The organism is Arthrobacter sp. BG5, assembly GCF_056680155.1.
The window spans coordinates 124507-141863 of sequence record NZ_CM155268.1 but is presented as its reverse complement, the minus strand read 5'-3'; the positions used below and the strand labels follow the sequence as shown (position 1 = coordinate 141863).

Below are 17357 nucleotides of genomic sequence, written 5' to 3'. Positions count from 1 at the left end.
CATGCCACTCTCGCAAAACGGCGGCCTGAAGCCCGCGGGCCGGGGGCGCAATCCGCTCCGGGACCCGCGGGACCGCCGCCTGAACCGCATCGCCGGCCCCTCATCCTTGGTGCTCTTCGGCGTCACCGGTGACCTCGCCCGCAAGAAACTCATGCCGGCCGTCTACGACCTCGCCAACCGCGGGCTGCTGCCGCCGAGCTTCGCCCTCGTCGGGTTCGCCCGGCGGCAGTGGGAGAACGAGGACTTCGCCGCCGAGGTGAAGGAAGCAGTCAAGAGCTACGCCCGCACGCCGTTCGACGAGACGGTCTGGAAGCAGCTCTCCGAGGGGATCCGCTTCGTGCAGGGCGAGTTCGACGACGATGACGCTTTTGAACGGCTCAGCGAAACGATCGACGAGCTGGACGAGCAGCGCGGCACCCGCGGCAACCACGCCTTCTACCTGTCCATCCCGCCGAAAGCCTTCGAACTGGTCTGCCGGCAGCTCTCCAAGCACGGGCTCGCCCAGGCCGAGGGGGACAAGTGGCGGCGCGTCGTGATCGAGAAGCCCTTCGGGCACGACCTCGAATCGGCCCGGCAGCTCAACGACATTGTGGAATCCGTCTTCCCGCCGGACGCGGTCTTCCGGATCGACCACTACCTCGGCAAGGAGACGGTGCAGAACATCCTGGCGCTGCGCTTCGCGAACCAGCTGTTCGAGCCCCTGTGGAACGCCAACTACGTGGACCACGTCCAGATCACCATGGCCGAGGACATCGGCACGGGCGGCCGCGCCGGCTACTACGACGGCGTCGGCGCGGCCCGCGACGTGATCCAAAACCATCTGCTGCAACTGCTTGCCCTGACCGCCATGGAAGAGCCGATCTCCTTCAACGCGGACGATCTCCGCGCGGAGAAAGAGAAGGTCCTGGCCGCCGTGCGGCTGCCGGACGACCTCTCCACCCACTCGGCGCGCGGGCAGTTCACCGGCGGCTGGCAGGGCGGCGAGCAGGTCCAGGGCTACCTGGAGGAGGAGGGCATCCCGGCCGATTCCACCACCGAGACCTTCGCCGCGATCCGCGTGGACATCAACACCCGGCGCTGGAGCGGGGTGCCGTTCTACCTGCGGGCCGGCAAGCGGCTGGGCCGGCGCGTGACCGAGATCGCCGTCGTCTTCAAACGTGCGCCCAACCTGTTGTTCCGTGACCACGGCGAGGACGACTTCGGCCAGAACGCCGTGGTGATCCGGGTGCAGCCAGATGAGGGCGCCACGATCCGCTTCGGTTCCAAGGTCCCCGGCACGCAGATGGAAGTCCGCGATGTGACCATGGACTTCGGCTACGGCCACTCGTTCACCGAATCCAGCCCCGAGGCCTACGAACGGCTCATCCTGGACGTGCTGCTCGGGGAACCGCCGCTGTTCCCCCGGCACGCCGAAGTCGAATTGTCCTGGAAGATCCTGGACCCCTTCGAGGACTACTGGGCCAGCCTGAACGAACAGCCGGAACCGTATGCCCCCGGAAGCTGGGGCCCCGCCTCCGCCGACGAACTACTCGCCCGCGACGGACGGACCTGGAGAAGGCCATGATCGTAGATCTTCCCGACACAACGACCTCCAAGATCTCCAAGAAGATCATGGCGCTGCGCGAACAAGGCGGCGTAATCGCCCTGGGCCGGGTGCTGACCCTGGTGGTGGTGACCAAGTCCGGCCTCGAAGAGGAAGCCATCGAGGCCGCCAACGAGGCCAGCCGGGAGCACCCGTGCCGGATCATCGTGCTGGCCGATGCCGGCGCGTCGGCGCCGACCCGGCTGGACGCCCAGATCCGGGTGGGCGGCGACGCCGGCGCTTCCGAGGTCATCCTGCTCCGCGGCTACGGCGAACTGGCGGAGGAAAGCGAATCCCTCGTGGCCGCGCTGTTGCTCCCGGATGCCCCGATCGTGGCCTGGTGGCCGCACGGCGCGCCGCGGAACGCCTGCGAGACGTCGATCGGCCGGATTGCGCACCGGCGCATTACGGATTCCGCGAACGAGTCCGACCCGCTGGCGGCGCTGGACAATCTCCGCACCACCTACAAGGCCGGCGACACCGACCTGGCCTGGACCCGCCTGACCAACTGGCGGATCCAGCTGGCGGCGGTCCTGGACCAGGTGGACTCCTCGCCGGTCACCGCCGTCGCTGTCGAAGGCGCCTCGGACTCCCCCAGCACCATGCTGCTGGCGGCGTGGCTGACGCTGGCGCTGGACGCGCCGGTGACCATCGTCGCCGATCCGGCCGGCACCGGAATCCGGCGGGTGCGGTTGACCCGCACGGGCGGTGACGTGCAGCTGTTCCGGCCCGGGCTCACCGTGGCGGAGCTGACCCAGCCCGGCCAGCCGGCGCAGCGGATCTCGCTGCCGCGCCGCAGCCTCAAGGACTGCCTGGCCGAGGAACTCCGCCGCCTGGACCCGGACGAAGTCTTTGGCGAAGTGATTACTATGGGACTGCCCCGTACCAACCTAAGGAGTGTCCGTCCCAGTGAGCGCTGACCCCAGAGTAAGCATCCATCCTGACTCGACCGTCCTGATGGCCGCGATCGCGGCACGCCTGATCACCAAACTCGTGGACATCCAGGACAAGCACGGCGAGGCGACGGTGGTGCTGACCGGCGGCACGATGGGCATCGGCTCGCTGAAGGCGGTCGCGGAGTCACCGGCCGCCCCGGCTGTGGACTGGTCGAAGGTCAACTTCTGGTGGGGCGACGAACGCTTCGTCGGCGGCGACGACGCCGACCGGAACGCCCGCCAGGCCCACGAAGCCCTGCTCGCGCACATCGAGGTGGACCCGGCGCGCGTCCACGTCCCCGGCTCCACGGACGACTTCGGCACCCCCGAGGAGGCCGCCGCCGACTACGCCCGGCGGCTCGCCGAGGCTGCGGCGGCCGAGCACGCGGCCGACATGTCCGATGACCGCCCGGAGCAGCCGGGCAGCCTGCCGCGGCTGGACATCGTGCTGCTGGGCGTCGGCCCGGACGCCCACGTGGCCTCGCTATTCCCGGAGCAGGCAGGCATCCGGGAGAAGGAACTGACCGTCGTCGGTGTCCGCAGCTCCCCCAAGCCGCCGCCCGCCCGGCTCTCACTTACGCTGCCGACCATCAACACGGCCGACGAGGTGTGGATGGTGGTGGCCGGCGATGACAAGGCCGGCGCGGTGGGACTGGCCCTCGCCGGAGCCAACCCGGTGCAGGTGCCGGCAGCTGGGCCGCGTGGGCGCTACCAGACGCTGTGGCTGATTGACGAGGACGCGGCCTCACGCGTCCCCGAGCAGCTCGTCCGGAAGGGCGCGTCGGGCGCGTAATCTTTCCAGCGCTCCGGCCAGCACGTCTTCGGCGTCCTGGCTGGAGCGCCGCTCTTTAACGTATTCGAGGTGGCTTTTGTAGCCCTCGGCGGCTTCGTCCTCCAGGGCGAAGCGGGCCTCGTCGCGGGTGGCCGCGGCGCCGCAGCGGCGGCAGTCCCAGACGCCGGGGATCTGCTCCTCCGGCAGCTTGGCGAACACCAGCGATGTCTCGTGGCCCTTGGCGCACCGGTAGGTGACGCAGATCCGGGGTTGCCCCGCTCCGCCGTCGAGCGGTTCGTGGCGGGCCGGGGCTCCGGCGATGGCGCCCACGCGGATGCCCCTGAATCCGGAGGCAGAATGCAGCATCGGGAACTCCTGGCTACTCAGCTGGTGGATTGGTGCTTGCCAGCGACAGTGTAGTCCGGGAATTCCCGATGCCGGGAGGGCCGCAAGGCCCCTTATGCAGTTTTGCGAAAGCGGGTACTAGGAGTCCGCGCCGGTGCTGAAGCGCATCAGCAGGCCGAGGGCGATGATCACAACGCCCCAGGTGATTCCGAGGATGACCGTGAAGCGGTTCAGGTTCCGCTCAGCCACGCCGGAAGAGCTGAGGCCGGAGCTCATGCCGCCGCCGAACATGTCGGACAGACCGCCGCCACGTCCCTTGTGCAGCAGGATGAGCAAGGTCAGCAGGAGGCTGGTGATGCCCAGCAGCACCTGCAGAATGACATGAAGAACGTCCACGACGGCCTTTCAGAAGATGGGGATTGCGGGGGCCAACAGCTGTGTCCGGACTAATCCGTCAGCAGGTGACTCTCGAACCTGACAATATTAGCAAACTCGGCGGCGTCCAGGCTGGCACCGCCGACCAGGAGTCCGTCCACGTCGCGTTCCTTCAGGATCGAAGCGGCGTTGTTGGCCTTCACCGAGCCGCCGTAGAGCAAGCGCGTCTTGGCTGCGACCGGGGCGTCGAAGAGGGTGGACAGCTCGGCGCGGATCGCGGCGCACATTTCCTGGGCGTCCTCCGGTCCGGCGACCTCGCCGGTGCCGATGGCCCAGACGGGCTCGTAGGCGACCACGAGTTCGGCGGCCTGCTCGGCGCTCAGGCCTTCGACGCCGGCCCGGAGCTGGGCCAGCGTGTGCTCGACGTGCGTGCCGGCCTGGCGGACCTCGAGGCCCTCGCCGACGCAGAGCACCGGGGTGATGCCGTGCCGGAAGGCCGCCTGGGTCTTGGCGTTGAGGACCTCGTCGGACTCGTGGTGGATGGTGCGGCGTTCGCTGTGGCCCACCAGGACGTAGCGGCAGCCGAGCTTGGCGAGGAACTGCCCGGAGATGTCCCCGGTGTAGGCGCCGGAGTCGAACTGCGACAGGTCCTGGCCGCCGTAGGCGACGTCCAGTTCGTCGCCCTGGACGAGGGTCTGCACGCCGCGGAGGTCAGTGAACGGCGGGAACACGGCGACCTCCACCCGGCTGTAGTCGTGCTTGGCGTCGGACAGGGTCCAGGCCAGCTTCTGCAGGAGGGTGATGCCCTGGACGTGGTCCATGTTCATCTTCCAGTTGCCCGCGATGAAGGGCTTGCGGTCGAACTTGCCGTTGGTTGACGTTGTCACTTGATCTCCAAAAGATTCGTTGCAGTGAAAGAGCCGGCCGGGTCCCCGCTGTGCGGAACGGGGACCCGGCCGGCCGGGAGTTCTAGCGGTCCAGCACGCTCAGGCCGGGAAGTTCCTTGCCTTCAAGGTATTCCAGGCTGGCGCCGCCGCCGGTGGAAATGTGGCCGAACTGGTCATCGGCGAAGCCGAGGGTCCGGACAGCGGCGGCGGAGTCGCCACCGCCCACCACCGTGAACGCGGCCGTCTCCGTCAGCGCCAGGGCGACGGCCCGGGTGCCGGCGGCGAAGGCGGGGAACTCGAAGACGCCCATCGGGCCGTTCCAGAACACCGTCCTGGCGCCCTTGATCCGTTCCGCGAACGCGGCGGCCGAGTCCGGTCCGATGTCCAGGCCGATGCCGGAGGTGCCGAAGCGGCTGGACTCGATGGCGTCGGCGGACACCGTTTCGTGGTCGGCGTCAGCGGCGAACTTGGCGGCCACCACCACGTCGGTGGGGACCACAAATTCGGTGCCGGCGTCCGCGGCGCGTTTGAGGTAGTCCTGCACGACCGGGATTTGGTCCGCTTCGAGCAGGCTGGCCGCGACCTTGTGGCCGGCGGCGGCGAGGAAGGTGAACAGCATGCCGCCGCCCACCAGGATCGTGTCCGCCTTGCCGATCAGGTTGGCGATCACGGCGAGCTTGTCCGACACCTTGGAACCGCCCAGCACGACAACGTAGGGCCGCTCGGTGTCGGTGGTCAGCTTGCGCAGCACCTCGACCTCGGTGCGGACCAGGTCGCCCTGGTAGGACGGCAGCCGGGTGGCGACGTCGTAGACGGAAGCGTGCTTGCGGTGCACGGCACCGAAGGCGTCGTCAACGAAGGCGCCGTTGTCGCCGGTGAGGGCGACCAGCTCGTCGGCGAAGGCGCCGCGTTCGGCGTCGTCCTTGGACGTCTCACGGGCGTCAAAGCGCACATTTTCTAGGACCAGGGCCTCGCCGTCCTGCAGCGCGGCGGCGGCCGCCGTGGCGGCTTCGCCCACGGTGTCACCGGCAAGGGTCACCTTGAAGGACGCGAGCCCGGCCAGGCGCGCCACGGCAGGCTTGAGCGAGTACTTCTCCTCCGGGGCGCCCTTGGGGCGGCCGAGGTGTGCCGTGACCAGCACGCGGGCACCGGCGTCCGTGAGCTTCGACAGCACTGGCAGGGAGGCCTTGATCCGGCCGTCGTCAGTGACTGTAGAGCCGTCGAGCGGCACGTTCAGGTCACTTCTGACCAGAACGTACCGCCCGCGGACACCATCAGCGATCAGTTCGTCGAGGGTGTGGAATGTCATGGGTCTTACCCTAGCCCAGCTTCGACGCGACGAGCTCCGTGAGGTCGACGAGGCGGTTGGAGTAGCCCCACTCGTTGTCATACCAGGAAACAACCTTGACCTGGTTGCCGATGACCTTGGTCAGGCCGGAGTCGAAGATGGACGACGCCGGGTCCCCGACGATGTCCGAGGACACGATCGGCTCGTCGGTGTAGGTCAGCAGGCCCTTGAGTTCTTCGGTCTCGGACGCAGCCTTGAGCGCGGCGTTGACTTCCTCGACGGTGGTCTCGCGGGAGACGGTCACGGTGAGGTCGGTGGCGGAGCCGGTGGGGACCGGGACGCGGATGGCGTAGCCATCCAGCTTGCCCTTGAGTTCCGGCAGGACCAGCCCGATGGCCTTGGCGGCGCCGGTGGAGGTGGGGACCATGTTGATGGCCGCGGCGCGGGCCCGGCGGAGGTCCTTGTGCGGGCCGTCCTGCAGGTTCTGGTCGGCGGTGTAGGCGTGGATGGTGGTCATCAGGCCGCGCTCGATGCCGAACGAGTCGTTGATGACCTTGGCCAGCGGGCCGAGGCAGTTGGTGGTGCAGGAGGCGTTGGAGATGATGTTGTGCGCGGCGTTGTCGTAGAGGCCGTCGTTGACGCCCATCACGATCGTGATGTCCTCGTCCGAGGCGGGGGCGGAGATCAGGACCTTCTTGGCGCCGGCGTCGATGTGCTTCTGCGCATCGGCGGCCTTGGTGAAGAAGCCGGTGGATTCGATCACGATGTCGACCCCCAGCTCGCCCCAGGGGAGCTTGGCCGGGTCGCGCTCGGCGAGGACCTTGACGGTCTTGCCGTCGACGACGATGTTGCCGTCCTTGACCTCGATGGTTTCGGCCAGGCGGCCGCCGACGGAGTCGTACTTGAAGAGGTGTGCGAGGGCTTCCGGGCTGGTGAGGTCGTTGACTGCAACGATCTCGAGGTCCGCTCCCTGCGCCAGGGCGGCGCGGAAGTAGTTGCGGCCGATGCGGCCGAAGCCGTTGATACCAATACGTGTCGTCACGTTTTCAGTCTCCTTGGTGCTCTATCAAGCACGACTAGTTGAGTAGGCGTTCAAGCCAACTAACAGATCCCGCACGCCATTGGGCAGAGATGATTACCAGATCGGAGGGCGACCAGCCACGTTGCTGAAGGCTAACCGCCTTCCGTGATCCATCTTACGTTTAAGTGGGCCCGCCCCCGCAAGTGCGGGGGCGGGCAGTCCACAATTCGGGCCCAGCGGTCCGAAATGTGAACTTTGTTACACCGGTATTTCGGCTGGGCGCCGGTTCCGTCGGACCGCCCCTAGAGGGTGATCAGGCCGGTGGCGTTCTTCCGGGCAGCGTCGAAGCGCTTGGCGACGTCGGCCCAGTTCACGATGTTCCAGAAAGCCTTGACGTAGTCGGCCTTGACGTTGACGTAGTCCAGGTAGAAGGCGTGCTCCCACATGTCCAGCATCAGCAGCGGCGTGGTGCCCAGTGCCACGTTGCCCTGCTGGTCGTAGAGCTGCTCGATGACGAGGTTGCCGCCGATCGGTTCGTAGGCGAGGAAGCCCCAGCCGGAGCCCTGCAGGCCCAGGGCCGCGGCGCTGAACTGGGCGCGGAAGGCGTCGAAGGAGCCGAAGGCGTCATCGATCGCGGCCGCGAGCTCACCCTCGGGCTTGTCGCCGCCGTCCGGGGAGAGGTTCTTCCAGAACACGGAGTGGTTGACGTGCCCGCCGGTGTGGAACGCGAGGTCCTTGGAGAGGCGGTTGATGTTGGCGAAGTCGCCCTTCTCGCGTGCCTCGGCCAGCTGGGCCAGCGCGTTGTTGGCGCCGGCGACGTAGGTGGCGTGGTGCTTGCTGTGGTGCAGCTCCATGATTTTCGCGGAGATGTGGGGCTCCAGCGCGGCGTAATCGTAGTCAAGTTCGGGCAGTACGTACTCGGTCACAAAATCCTCCAATGTCGTGGACGGGTTCGTCCGGTTTTGCTAACTCTCGGATTGTGCATCCGGATGGTTGGACACCCGGAAGTCTATGGATGTGGATCCAGTGGGCATAGCCTCCGCTCCCGCCGAGGTATTCCCGGCTGCTGGATCCGATTCTGGCCCGGGGGCCGGCCGGTGGCTACTCGTCCAGCATTTCCGGGGTCACATTCGCCTCGGTGCCGGGGATCCCCAGGTCCTGTGCCCGTTTGTCGGCCATGGCCAGGAGGCGGCGGATCCGGCCGGCGATGGCGTCCTTGGTCATCACCGGGTCCGCGAGCCGGCCCAGCTCGTCCAGGCTGGCCTGCTTGTGCGCCACGCGGAGTTCGCCGGCGTATTTGAGGTGGTCCGGGACGTCGTCGCCGAGGATCTCCAGGGCCCGGTCGACCCGGGCTCCGGCCGCGACGGCGGCCTGCGCCGAACGGCGCAGGTTGGCGTCGTCGAAATTGGCCAGCCGGTTCGCTGTGGCGCGGACTTCCTTGCGCATCCGCCGTTCCTCCCAGACCATCAGCGCGTCGTGTGCGCCCATCCGGGTCAGCAGCGCGGCGATGGTATCGCCGTCGCGGATCACGACGCGGTCCACTCCCCTGACTTCGCGCGCCTTGGCCTGGATGCCGAGGCGGCGGGCGGCGCCCACGAGGGCCAGGGCGGATTCAGGGCCGGGACAGGTGACTTCCATCGCCGAGGAACGGCCGGGCTCGGTGAGCGAACCGTGGGCCAGGAACGCCCCGCGCCAGACGGCCTCGGCGTCGGCGGCGGAGCCGTTCACCACCACCGAGGGGAGGCCGCGGACAGGGCGGCCGCGGGCATCCAGCAGGCCGGTCTGGCGGGCCAGGGCCTCGCCGTCGCGGACCACCCGGACCACGTAGCGGCTGCCGCGGCGCAGGCCGCCGCCGGAGACGACGATGATCTCGCTCTGGTGCCCGTATACCTCGGCGATCGCGGCACGCAGCCGGCGTGCGGTGGACGCGAGGTCCACTTCGGCCTCGATGACGATCCGGCCGGAGATGATGTGCAGTCCGCCCGCGAAACGGAGCATGGCGGACACTTCAGCCTTGCGGACCGAGGACTTCTTGATGTCCAGCCGGGAAAGTTCTTCCTTGACTGATGCTGTCAGTGCCATGGCACCTTCCCTACCTGTTCCCGAAAATGTCGTGGTACGCCGTTGCCAGACGCAGCGGGTCGTGGATCGGCCGGCGGCTCGACGCCCCTACTTTACCCAAGACCACCTCTGCTCCGAGCATCCCGGCGGCCCTTTCGAAGTCCGGGAGGTCCGGCACCGAGGCGGGGTCGGCCAGCACGACGTCGACGCTGAACTCCGGCGCGTAGTCGTGCAGCACGCGCAGGTGGTCCGCGGCGGTCATCCCGAGGGTCTCCTTGGTGTCGGTGGCGAGGTTCATCGTCAGGCAGCGCCGCGCCTCCGTCTTGCACAGCGCGTCGCGCATTTCGGGAAGCAGCAGGTGCGGCAGGACCGAGGTGTACCAGGAGCCGGGGCCCAGGACCACCCAGTCGGCGAGTTCGATCGCGGTCAGCGCCTCGACGCAGGCCGGCGCGGATTCCGGCAGCAGCCGGACGGCCTCGAGGGAGCCGGCGACGGCGCACTTGGCCTGCCCGCTGACGGTCTGCAGGACCGAACTGCCGTCCGGCCGGGCGACCCGGACCTCGCCTTCGATGGTGAGCGGGGTGGTGGACATCGGCAGGACCTGTCCCCGGGCGCCAAGCAGCGCTCCGGCCCATTGCAGTCCGACGACGGCGTCGCCGAGCAGTTCCCAGAGCGTGACGATCAGCAGGTTGCCCATGGCGTGCTCGTCGAGCGAGCCGCCACGGCCCTTGCCGGGCTTGAACCGGTGCTGCATGACGTCGCGCCAGGTCCGGCCCCAGTCGGTGTCGTCGCAGAGCGCGGACAGCGCCATCCGGAGGTCGCCCGGCGGCAGCACGCCGTACTCGTCGCGCAGCCGCCCGGAGGACCCGCCGTCGTCAGCAACTGTGACGATGGCGGTCAGCTCCGAGGTGAGCAGGCGCAGGGCCGAGAGGGAGGCGGAGAGGCCGTGGCCGCCGCCGAGGGCGACCACGGAGGGGCCTTTGTCCTGCTGGCCGGCGGAGGCCGCGCTGGCGGCCGGAACCAGGGGCAGCGGCCCGGTAAGCAGCGCCATTACTCGCGGCCCAGATCCCGGTGCGTGGTGGTGACGGTGACCCGGGGGTACTGCGCCAGCCGCCGTGAGAGTTCGACGGCGACGGCGACCGAGCGGTGCTTGCCGCCGGTGCAGCCCACGGCGATGGTCGCGTAGTGCTTGTTCTCCCGCCGGTAGCCGTCCAGGACGGGTTCCAGCGCCAGCACGTAGCGTTCCACGAAGTTGCCCACACCCTCGGCGTCGAGCACGTAGTCGCTGACGTCCTTGTCCAGCCCGGTGTGCGGGCGCAGTTGCGGTACCCAATGGGGGTTGGGGATGAAGCGGGCGTCGGCGACGAAGTTGGCATCGACCGGCAGCCCGTATTTGAAGCCGAAGCTCATGACGTTGAGGCGCAGCGCCACGGGGCCCGTTTCGCTGAACAGTTCGGTGATGGCGGTCGCGAGGCCGTGCACGTTCAGCGTCGAGGTATCCAGGACGATGTCCGCCGAGTCGCGCAGCTCCTGCAGCAGTTCGCGTTCCGCGGCGATGCCGTCCAGGATCCTGCCGCCGCCCTGCAGCGGGTGCGGGCGCCGGCCCTGTTCGAAGCGGCGCACCAGGACGTCGTCGCTGGCGTCCAGGAAGAGCACCCGGAAGGTGACGCCGCTGGCCTCGAGGTTGCGCAGCGCGGTGCGGATGTCCGCGAACAGGTCCTTGCTGCGCACGTCGACGACGACGGCGAGTTTGGAGATGGAGCCGGGCGCGTGGGAGACCAGCTCCGCGAGAGTTCCGAGCATCTGCGGCGGAAGGTTGTCCACGACGTACCAGCCGTGGTCCTCGAGGGCATCCGACGCGGTGCTCCGGCCGGCCCCGGACATCCCGGTCACCACGAGCAGCTCGGCCTCAATCGGCTTGACGGGGGTCAAGCCGTCCGCCTCCATGCCGGATCCTGCCGTTGACTCTGCCATCAGTCGTGCCCCATCTCTGCTGTCTGCTCTGCTCTGCCGTGCGCCCGCGGTCCGGGGGCAGTTGCCTGCCGCCCGCGGGCCATACCTCAGCTCCTTACCCTAGCTAAGATTGCCGGTGCTAGCTAAGTTTCGAGGATTTCGCCGGTCGTCATGTTCACGGCCGGGACAACAGGCCCGTCCGCGCCGTCGTCCGCGTTGAAATGCCGCACGATCGCGCCGGCGAGGGCGGGCCCGATCCCCTTGGCGGCCGTCAGCTCCTCGATGCTGGCGGCCTTGATGCTTTTAACCGAGCCGAACTGGTTCAGCAGGGCCTTGCGCTTGGAGTCGCCAAGGCCGGGCACGCCGTCCAGGGCGGAGACCGTCATGGCCTTGCCGCGCTTCTGCCGGTGGAAGGAGATGGCGAAGCGGTGTGCCTCGTCCCGGATCCGCTGCAGCAGGTACAGGCCAGCGGAGGCGCGGGGCAGGATGACCGGGAAGTCGCTGTCCGGCAGCCAGACCTCCTCGAGCCGCTTGGCGAGCCCGACGACGTAGACGTCGTCGATGCCGAGTTCGGCCAGGGCCTTCGCCGCGGCGTTCACCTGGGGCTTGCCGCCGTCGACGACGACGAGGTTGGGCGGGTAGGCGAACTTTGTCCGGGGCGCCGGCGTCGTCGTGTCGGTGAGCGGGGCGTTGGCCACCGCGGCGGCCTGGGCGGCGGCCAGCGGTCCGGAACCTTCGGCCGTCTTGTCGGCTTGTTCCTGCAGGTAGTTCCGGAAGCGGCGCGTCAGGACGTCGTGCATTGCCGCGGTGTCGTCGTTGGCCGCGGCTCCGGTGACCGAGAATTTCCGGTAGTCGGATTTCTTGGGCAGCCCGTCCTCGACCACCACCATGGAGCCAACCACGTTGGTGCCCTGGATGTGCGAGATGTCGAAGCATTCGATCCGCATCAGCGCGACCGGCAGGTCCAAGGCTTCCTGCAGTTCCTGCAGCGCCTGGGAACGCATGGTCAGGTCACCGGCACGCCGGGACTTGTGCAGCTTGAGCGCGTGTTCGGCGTTGTCCCGGACGGTGGAGAGCAGCGTGGCCTTGTCGCCGCGCTGCGGGACGCGGATGTCCACCCGGGCCCCGCGCAGCCCGCTGAGCCATTGGGCCAGTTCGGCGGCGTTGCTGGGCTCGGCCGGGACGAGCACCTCCCGGGGCATCCTGCCCTGGCTTTCGCCTTCCTCGCCGTAGACCTGCTGCAGCAGGTGCTCCACGAGGTCAGGGGTGGTGGAGTCCTCGACCTTTTCCACCACCCAGCCGCGCTGGCCGCGGATCCGGCCGCCCCGGACGTGGAAGACCTGGACCGCGGCCTCAAGCTCGTCCTCGTGCAGCGCGAACACGTCGGCGTCGGTGTCCTCGGCCAGGACCACGGCGTTGCGTTCGAAGACCTTTTTCAGCGCGATGATGTCATCGCGCACCCGGGCGGCCCGTTCGTAATCCAGCTCCGCGACGGCCGCGGCCATGTCCTTCTCCAGCCGCGAGACGAAGCGTTTCGCCTCGCCGCCCATGAAGGCGCAGAAATCCTCCGCCAGGGCGCGGTGGTCCTCGGCCGAGATCCGGCCGACGCAGGGCGCGGCGCACTTGTCGATGTAACCGAGCAGGCAGGGCCGCCCGCTGGCTTCGGCACGTTTCAGGACGCCGGCGCTGCAGCTGCGGACCGGGAAGACCCGCAGCAGGGTGTCCATGGTGTCGCGGATCGCGCCGGCCGTGTAAGGGCCGAAATAGCGGGTTCCCTTGCGCCGTTCGCCGCGCAGCACCTGTACCCGCGGGTACTTCTCCCCCATCGTGACGGCGAGGTACGGATAGGACTTGTCGTCGCGGAACATGACGTTGAACCGCGGCTTGAATTCCTTGATCCAGGTGTACTCCAGCTGCAGGGACTCCAGCTCGCTGCCGACGACGGTCCACTCCACGCTGCTGGCCGTGTGCACCATGGCGTGGGTCTTGGGCATCAGGCCCGCGGGGTTCGCAAAGTAGGAGTTCAGCCGGGAGCGGAGGTTCTTGGCCTTGCCGACGTAGATGACCCGGCCGTGCGGGTCGCGAAAGCGGTAAACGCCCGGGTTGGTCGGGATCTCCCCCGTCTGGGGGCGGTAACTAGCTGGATTTGCCACCAGTCCATTCTACTGAGCCGGCCGGCGCGCAGCCGACCGCGCCCCTCCGCACGAGGTACACCCGCGCTGTGGCGCGGCTAATCGACGCTCTTGCTCTGGTTGTACGTGGTGGCCCGCTGCTGTCCGCTGAGTTCCGCGATCGCGTCCATGATCCGGTCCGTGACCTGGCGCCGCGCCGGCAGGGAGTGGTCCGGGCCGGTTTTGTCGAAATAGAGCGGCTCGCCCACCTTCATGGTGAAGTGCTGCGGGGTGACCTTGTTACTGTCCGCCGGCTGCAGGTTCTCCGTGCCGATCAACCCGACCGGGATCACGGGGGCGCCCGTGGTGAGGGCAAGCCAGCCGACGCCGGTGCGGCCCCGGTAGAGGATGCCGTCGCGGGAGCGGGTACCCTCCGGGTAGATTCCAACGCCCTTGCCGGCGTCGAGGATGTCCAGCAGCGTCTTCAATGCCTGGACACTGGCGGCCTGCTCGCCGCGTTCCACCGGGATGGAGCCGACAGCCTCGAAGAAGGACTTCATCACCTTGCCCTTGACGCCGCCCGTGGTGAAATATTCCGCCTTGGCGAAGAACGCGACGGGGCGGGGCATCAGCGCCTGGACGATCACGCTGTCCAAAAAGGACAGGTGGTTGGGCGCCACGATAAACGGGCCCTCTTTGGGCACGTTCTCGAGTCCGACGACGGTGGGCCGGCACGTGGAGGAAATGAGCCCGCGCGTGGTCCAGCGGATCGCGTCAAACATTGCCAATGGTGTGCACCTCATTCAGGGCTGTGGTCCCCGGACATTCGGAGAGTCTGGTGATCGTAGCGTGAAGCGCCGTGGCGGTGTGCACGACCCCGACGGCGCCGGCCGCGTGCAGTTCGCCGTCGGGCGAGATTACGGGCACTGTTGTAGGCGTCACGGGCCTTAGTTTCTCACGAGTAGGGGAATGCCAGAAACTCGCATACACCTTCAGGAATACTTTCGTGCCGCCCTGCTGGTCGCACGGCGGCGCGGTAATGCCCTGCCGCTGCCGGAATACCGGCAGCGGCAGGGCAATTGCGCGTCATGGCCTTGATGGCGCGTTGTCCGGAATACTTGCCGGGCTCAGCCGAGGATATCGGCGAGGAACGCCGCGGTGTGGCTGTCCTTGGACTTGGCGACCTGCTCCGGCGTACCGGACGCGACCACCCGGCCGCCGCCGGAACCGCCGTCGGGCCCCAGATCGACGATCCAGTCCGCGCTCTTGATGACGTCGAGGTTGTGCTCGATCGTGATCACGGTGTTGCCCTTTTCGACCAGGCCCTGCAACACCATCAGGAGCTTCCGGATGTCCTCGAAGTGCAGCCCGGTGGTGGGCTCGTCGAGCACGTAGATGCTGCGGCCGTTCGAGCGCTTCTGCAGTTCCGCGGCCAGCTTCACGCGCTGCGCCTCGCCGCCGGAGAGCGTCGTGGCGGGCTGGCCAAGCCGTACGTAGCCGAGGCCGACGTCGACCAGTGTCCGCAGGTGCCGGGCGATCGGCGAGAACGCGGCGAAGAACTCGGCGCCCTCCTCGATCGGCATGTTCAGCACGTCCGCGATGGTTTTGCCCTTATAGTGCACCTCAAGCGTCTCGCGGTTGTAGCGGGCGCCGTGGCACACCTCACACGGGACGTAGACGTCCGGCAGGAAGTTCATCTCGATCTTCAGCGTGCCGTCGCCGGAGCAGGCCTCGCAGCGTCCGCCCTTGACGTTGAAGGAGAACCGGCCCGGCTGGTAGCCCCGGACCTTGGCCTCGTTGGTCTCCGCGAAAAGCTTCCGGATGTGGTCGAACACGCCCGTGTAGGTGGCCGGGTTGGACCGCGGGGTGCGGCCGATGGGGCTCTGGTCGACGTGCACCACCTTGTCCAGGTGCTCGAGGCCCTGGATCGTCTTGTGCCGCCCGGCGACCTGCTTGGCGCCGTTGAGCTTGTTCGCGAGCACCTTGTAGAGGATCTCGTTGACCAGGGTGGACTTGCCGGAGCCGCTGACGCCGGTGACGGCGGTGAAGAGGCCCAGCGGGAAGGCCGCGTCCACGTTGAGCAGGTTGTTTTCCTTGGCCCCGACAACCTTGAGCTCACGCTTCTTGTCGTACTTGCGCCGCTTCTTCGGCACTTCGATGGACTTCCGCCCGGACAGGTAGTCGCCGGTCAGGGACTCGGTGTTCTTCAACAGGTCCTGGTAGGAGCCGGAGTGGACGACCATGCCGCCGTGCTCGCCGGCGCCCGGTCCGATGTCCACCACCCAGTCGGCCTCGTGGATGGTGTCCTCGTCGTGCTCGACCACGATCAGGGTGTTGCCCAGGTCCCGGAGCCGGGTGAGCGTTTCGATCAGGCGGCGGTTGTCGCGCTGGTGCAGCCCGATGGACGGCTCGTCGAGGACGTACAGCACCCCGACCAGGCCGGACCCGATCTGGGTGGCAAGGCGGATGCGCTGCGCCTCGCCGCCGGACAGCGTGCCGGAGGGCCGCTCCAGGTTCAGGTACTCAAGGCCGACGTCGAGCAGGAAGGTCAGGCGAGCCTGGATCTCCTTGAGGACCTGGTGGGCGATCTGGGCCTCGCGGCCGCTGAGGACCAGGGTGTCCAGGAAGTGCGCGCACTCACGCATCGGCAGCGCGGCGACCTCGGCGATCGACTTGCCGTTGATCAACACCGAGAGTGACGCCGGGTTCAGCCGGGCACCGTTGCAGGCCGGGCATGGCACTTGGCGCATGTACTCCTCGTAGCGGTCCCGCGCCGAGTCGGAATCCGTTTCCGTGTGCTTGCGGTGCACGTACTGGACCACGCCTTCGAAGCCGGTGCTGTACTTGCGTTCCCGGCCGAAGCGGTTGCGGTACTGCACCACGACCTTGTGGTCCTTGCCGTGCAGCACGGTCTGCCGGGCCTCGGTGGAGAGCTTCTCCCACGGCGTGGTCATCTTGAAGCCGATTTCCTTGGCCAGGCCGCCGAGGAGCCGGTTCCAGTACTCGGTGGTGGCGGTGCCGAGCGACCAGGGCGCGATGGCCCCCTCGGAGAGGGAGAGCTCCGGGTTGGGGATCAGGAGTTCCTCGTCGACCTCCAGCTTGGTGCCGATGCCGCTGCAGGCGGAGCAGGCGCCGAAGGGGTTGTTGAACGAGAACGAGCGCGGTTCGATCTCATCGATGGCGAGGGGGTGCTCGTTAGGGCAGGCGAGGTGCTCGGAGAAGGCGCGGATCCGTTCCGGATCGTCGGCGTCGAGGTCAACGAATTCGGCCAGCACCCGGCCCTCGGCCAGGCCCAGCGCGGTTTCCACCGAGTCGGTGAGTCGCTGGCTGATGCCCTCCTTCACGACCAGGCGGTCCACCACCACTTCAATGGTGTGTTTGAACTGCTTGCCCAGCTTGGGCGGATCGCTAAGCTGGATCAGCTTGTCATCCACCCGGGCCCGGGAGTAGCCCTTCGCGGTGAGCTCCTTGAACAGTTCGACAAACTCGCCCTTGCGGCCGCGGACCACCGGCGCCAGCACCTGGAACCGGGTGCCCTCGGGCAGTTCCAGGAGCTGGTCGACGATCTGCTGCGGGGTCTGCTTGGTGACCGGCTCGCCGCAGACGGGGCAATGCGGGCGCCCCACCCGGGCCCAGAGCAGGCGCATGTAGTCGTAGATCTCGGTGATCGTGCCTACGGTGGAGCGTGGGTTCTTGCTCGTGGACTTCTGGTCGATCGACACCGCCGGGGAGAGGCCTTCGATGAAGTCGACGTCGGGCTTGTCCACCTGGCCCAGGAACTGGCGCGCGTAGGCGGAGAGTGATTCCACGTAGCGCCGCTGGCCCTCGGCGAAAATGGTGTCGAACGCGAGGGAGGACTTGCCGGAGCCGGAGAGGCCGGTGAAGACGATCATCGCGTCGCGCGGCAGGTCGAGGTCGACGTTGCGCAGGTTGTGTTCGCGTGCGCCCTTAACGACGAGGCGGGACAAGTCGGGGCGGGCCAGTTCCGCGCCCGCCGACGCCGGGCTGGACGGCTGCGGGCTGACCG

15 protein-coding genes are annotated in these 17357 nt (G+C 68.0%); 3 read left to right on the top strand and 12 right to left on the bottom strand.

The genetic code is table 11. The annotated features are described in order from the left end of the window. Position 1: 1 nt before the first annotated feature. Genes zwf through pgl form a run of 3 tightly spaced genes read left to right on the top strand, consistent with a single transcriptional unit; the run spans position 2 to position 3310 of the window. Positions 2 to 1564 (top strand): glucose-6-phosphate dehydrogenase, encoded by a 1563-nt coding sequence (gene zwf, locus AC1MBE_RS00650; protein WP_479780094.1) that lies wholly within the window; start codon positions 2 to 4, stop codon positions 1562 to 1564. Beyond that, complete coding sequence (locus AC1MBE_RS00645; RefSeq protein WP_479780092.1) at positions 1561 to 2502, top strand: glucose-6-phosphate dehydrogenase assembly protein OpcA; 942 nt, start codon at positions 1561 to 1563, stop codon at positions 2500 to 2502. Before zwf ends, AC1MBE_RS00645 begins: the two co-directional genes overlap by 4 nt. Next, positions 2492 to 3310, top strand: coding sequence for a 6-phosphogluconolactonase (gene pgl / locus AC1MBE_RS00640; RefSeq protein WP_479780090.1), 819 nt, complete (start codon positions 2492 to 2494; stop codon positions 3308 to 3310). Before AC1MBE_RS00645 ends, pgl begins: the two co-directional genes overlap by 11 nt. On the opposite strand, the gene AC1MBE_RS00635 is transcribed toward pgl, so the two are convergent. From AC1MBE_RS00635 to uvrA, 12 genes are all read right to left on the bottom strand, one after another. Continuing rightward, positions 3263 to 3655 (bottom strand): RNA polymerase-binding protein RbpA, encoded by a 393-nt coding sequence (locus AC1MBE_RS00635; RefSeq protein WP_479780088.1) that lies wholly within the window; start codon positions 3653 to 3655, stop codon positions 3263 to 3265. The genes pgl and AC1MBE_RS00635 overlap by 48 nt on opposite strands. Before the next feature lie 117 nt (positions 3656 to 3772). Further along, positions 3773 to 4030, bottom strand: coding sequence for a preprotein translocase subunit SecG (gene secG / locus AC1MBE_RS00630; RefSeq protein WP_018772994.1), 258 nt, complete (start codon positions 4028 to 4030; stop codon positions 3773 to 3775). A 50-nt stretch (positions 4031 to 4080) separates the two neighbouring features. Further along, positions 4081 to 4896, bottom strand: a complete 816-nt coding sequence (gene tpiA / locus AC1MBE_RS00625; protein ID WP_479780085.1) for a triose-phosphate isomerase — start codon at positions 4894 to 4896, stop codon at positions 4081 to 4083. A gap of 82 nt (positions 4897 to 4978) precedes the next feature. Continuing rightward, the gene (locus AC1MBE_RS00620; RefSeq protein WP_479780084.1) at positions 4979 to 6205 is read right to left on the bottom strand and encodes a phosphoglycerate kinase; all 1227 of its coding nucleotides are present in this window, start codon (positions 6203 to 6205) and stop codon (positions 4979 to 4981) included. A gap of 10 nt (positions 6206 to 6215) precedes the next feature. Further along, positions 6216 to 7226 (bottom strand): type I glyceraldehyde-3-phosphate dehydrogenase, encoded by a 1011-nt coding sequence (gene gap / locus AC1MBE_RS00615; RefSeq protein WP_175323313.1) that lies wholly within the window; start codon positions 7224 to 7226, stop codon positions 6216 to 6218. Between the two features lie 281 nt (positions 7227 to 7507). Next, entirely contained in the window at positions 7508 to 8131 is a 624-nt protein-coding gene (locus AC1MBE_RS00610; RefSeq protein WP_479780082.1) for a superoxide dismutase, read from the bottom strand. A 175-nt stretch (positions 8132 to 8306) separates the two neighbouring features. Then, a complete protein-coding gene (gene whiA / locus AC1MBE_RS00605) occupies positions 8307 to 9287 on the bottom strand; it encodes a DNA-binding protein WhiA (RefSeq protein WP_066438143.1) in 981 nt (326 codons plus the stop codon). Between the two features lie 10 nt (positions 9288 to 9297). Next, entirely contained in the window at positions 9298 to 10317 is a 1020-nt protein-coding gene (locus AC1MBE_RS00600; RefSeq protein WP_479780081.1) for a gluconeogenesis factor YvcK family protein, read from the bottom strand. After that, on the bottom strand, positions 10317 to 11240 hold the full coding sequence (gene rapZ / locus AC1MBE_RS00595; RefSeq protein ID WP_479780079.1) for an RNase adapter RapZ: 924 nt from the start codon (positions 11238 to 11240) through the stop codon (positions 10317 to 10319). Before rapZ ends, AC1MBE_RS00600 begins: the two co-directional genes overlap by 1 nt. A 122-nt stretch (positions 11241 to 11362) precedes the next feature. Continuing rightward, positions 11363 to 13372 (bottom strand): excinuclease ABC subunit UvrC, encoded by a 2010-nt coding sequence (gene uvrC, locus AC1MBE_RS00590; protein WP_479780078.1) that lies wholly within the window; start codon positions 13370 to 13372, stop codon positions 11363 to 11365. Positions 13373 to 13449: 77 nt separating this feature from the next. Further along, positions 13450 to 14118, bottom strand: a complete 669-nt coding sequence (locus AC1MBE_RS00585) for a lysophospholipid acyltransferase family protein (RefSeq protein ID WP_346958160.1) — start codon at positions 14116 to 14118, stop codon at positions 13450 to 13452. Positions 14119 to 14457: 339 nt separating this feature from the next. After that, positions 14458 to 17313 carry an excinuclease ABC subunit UvrA gene (gene uvrA / locus AC1MBE_RS00580; RefSeq protein WP_479782706.1) on the bottom strand — a complete coding sequence of 952 codons (2856 nt, stop codon included), beginning with the start codon at positions 17311 to 17313 and terminating at the stop codon, positions 14458 to 14460. Between the last annotated feature and the right edge of the window lie 44 nt (positions 17314 to 17357).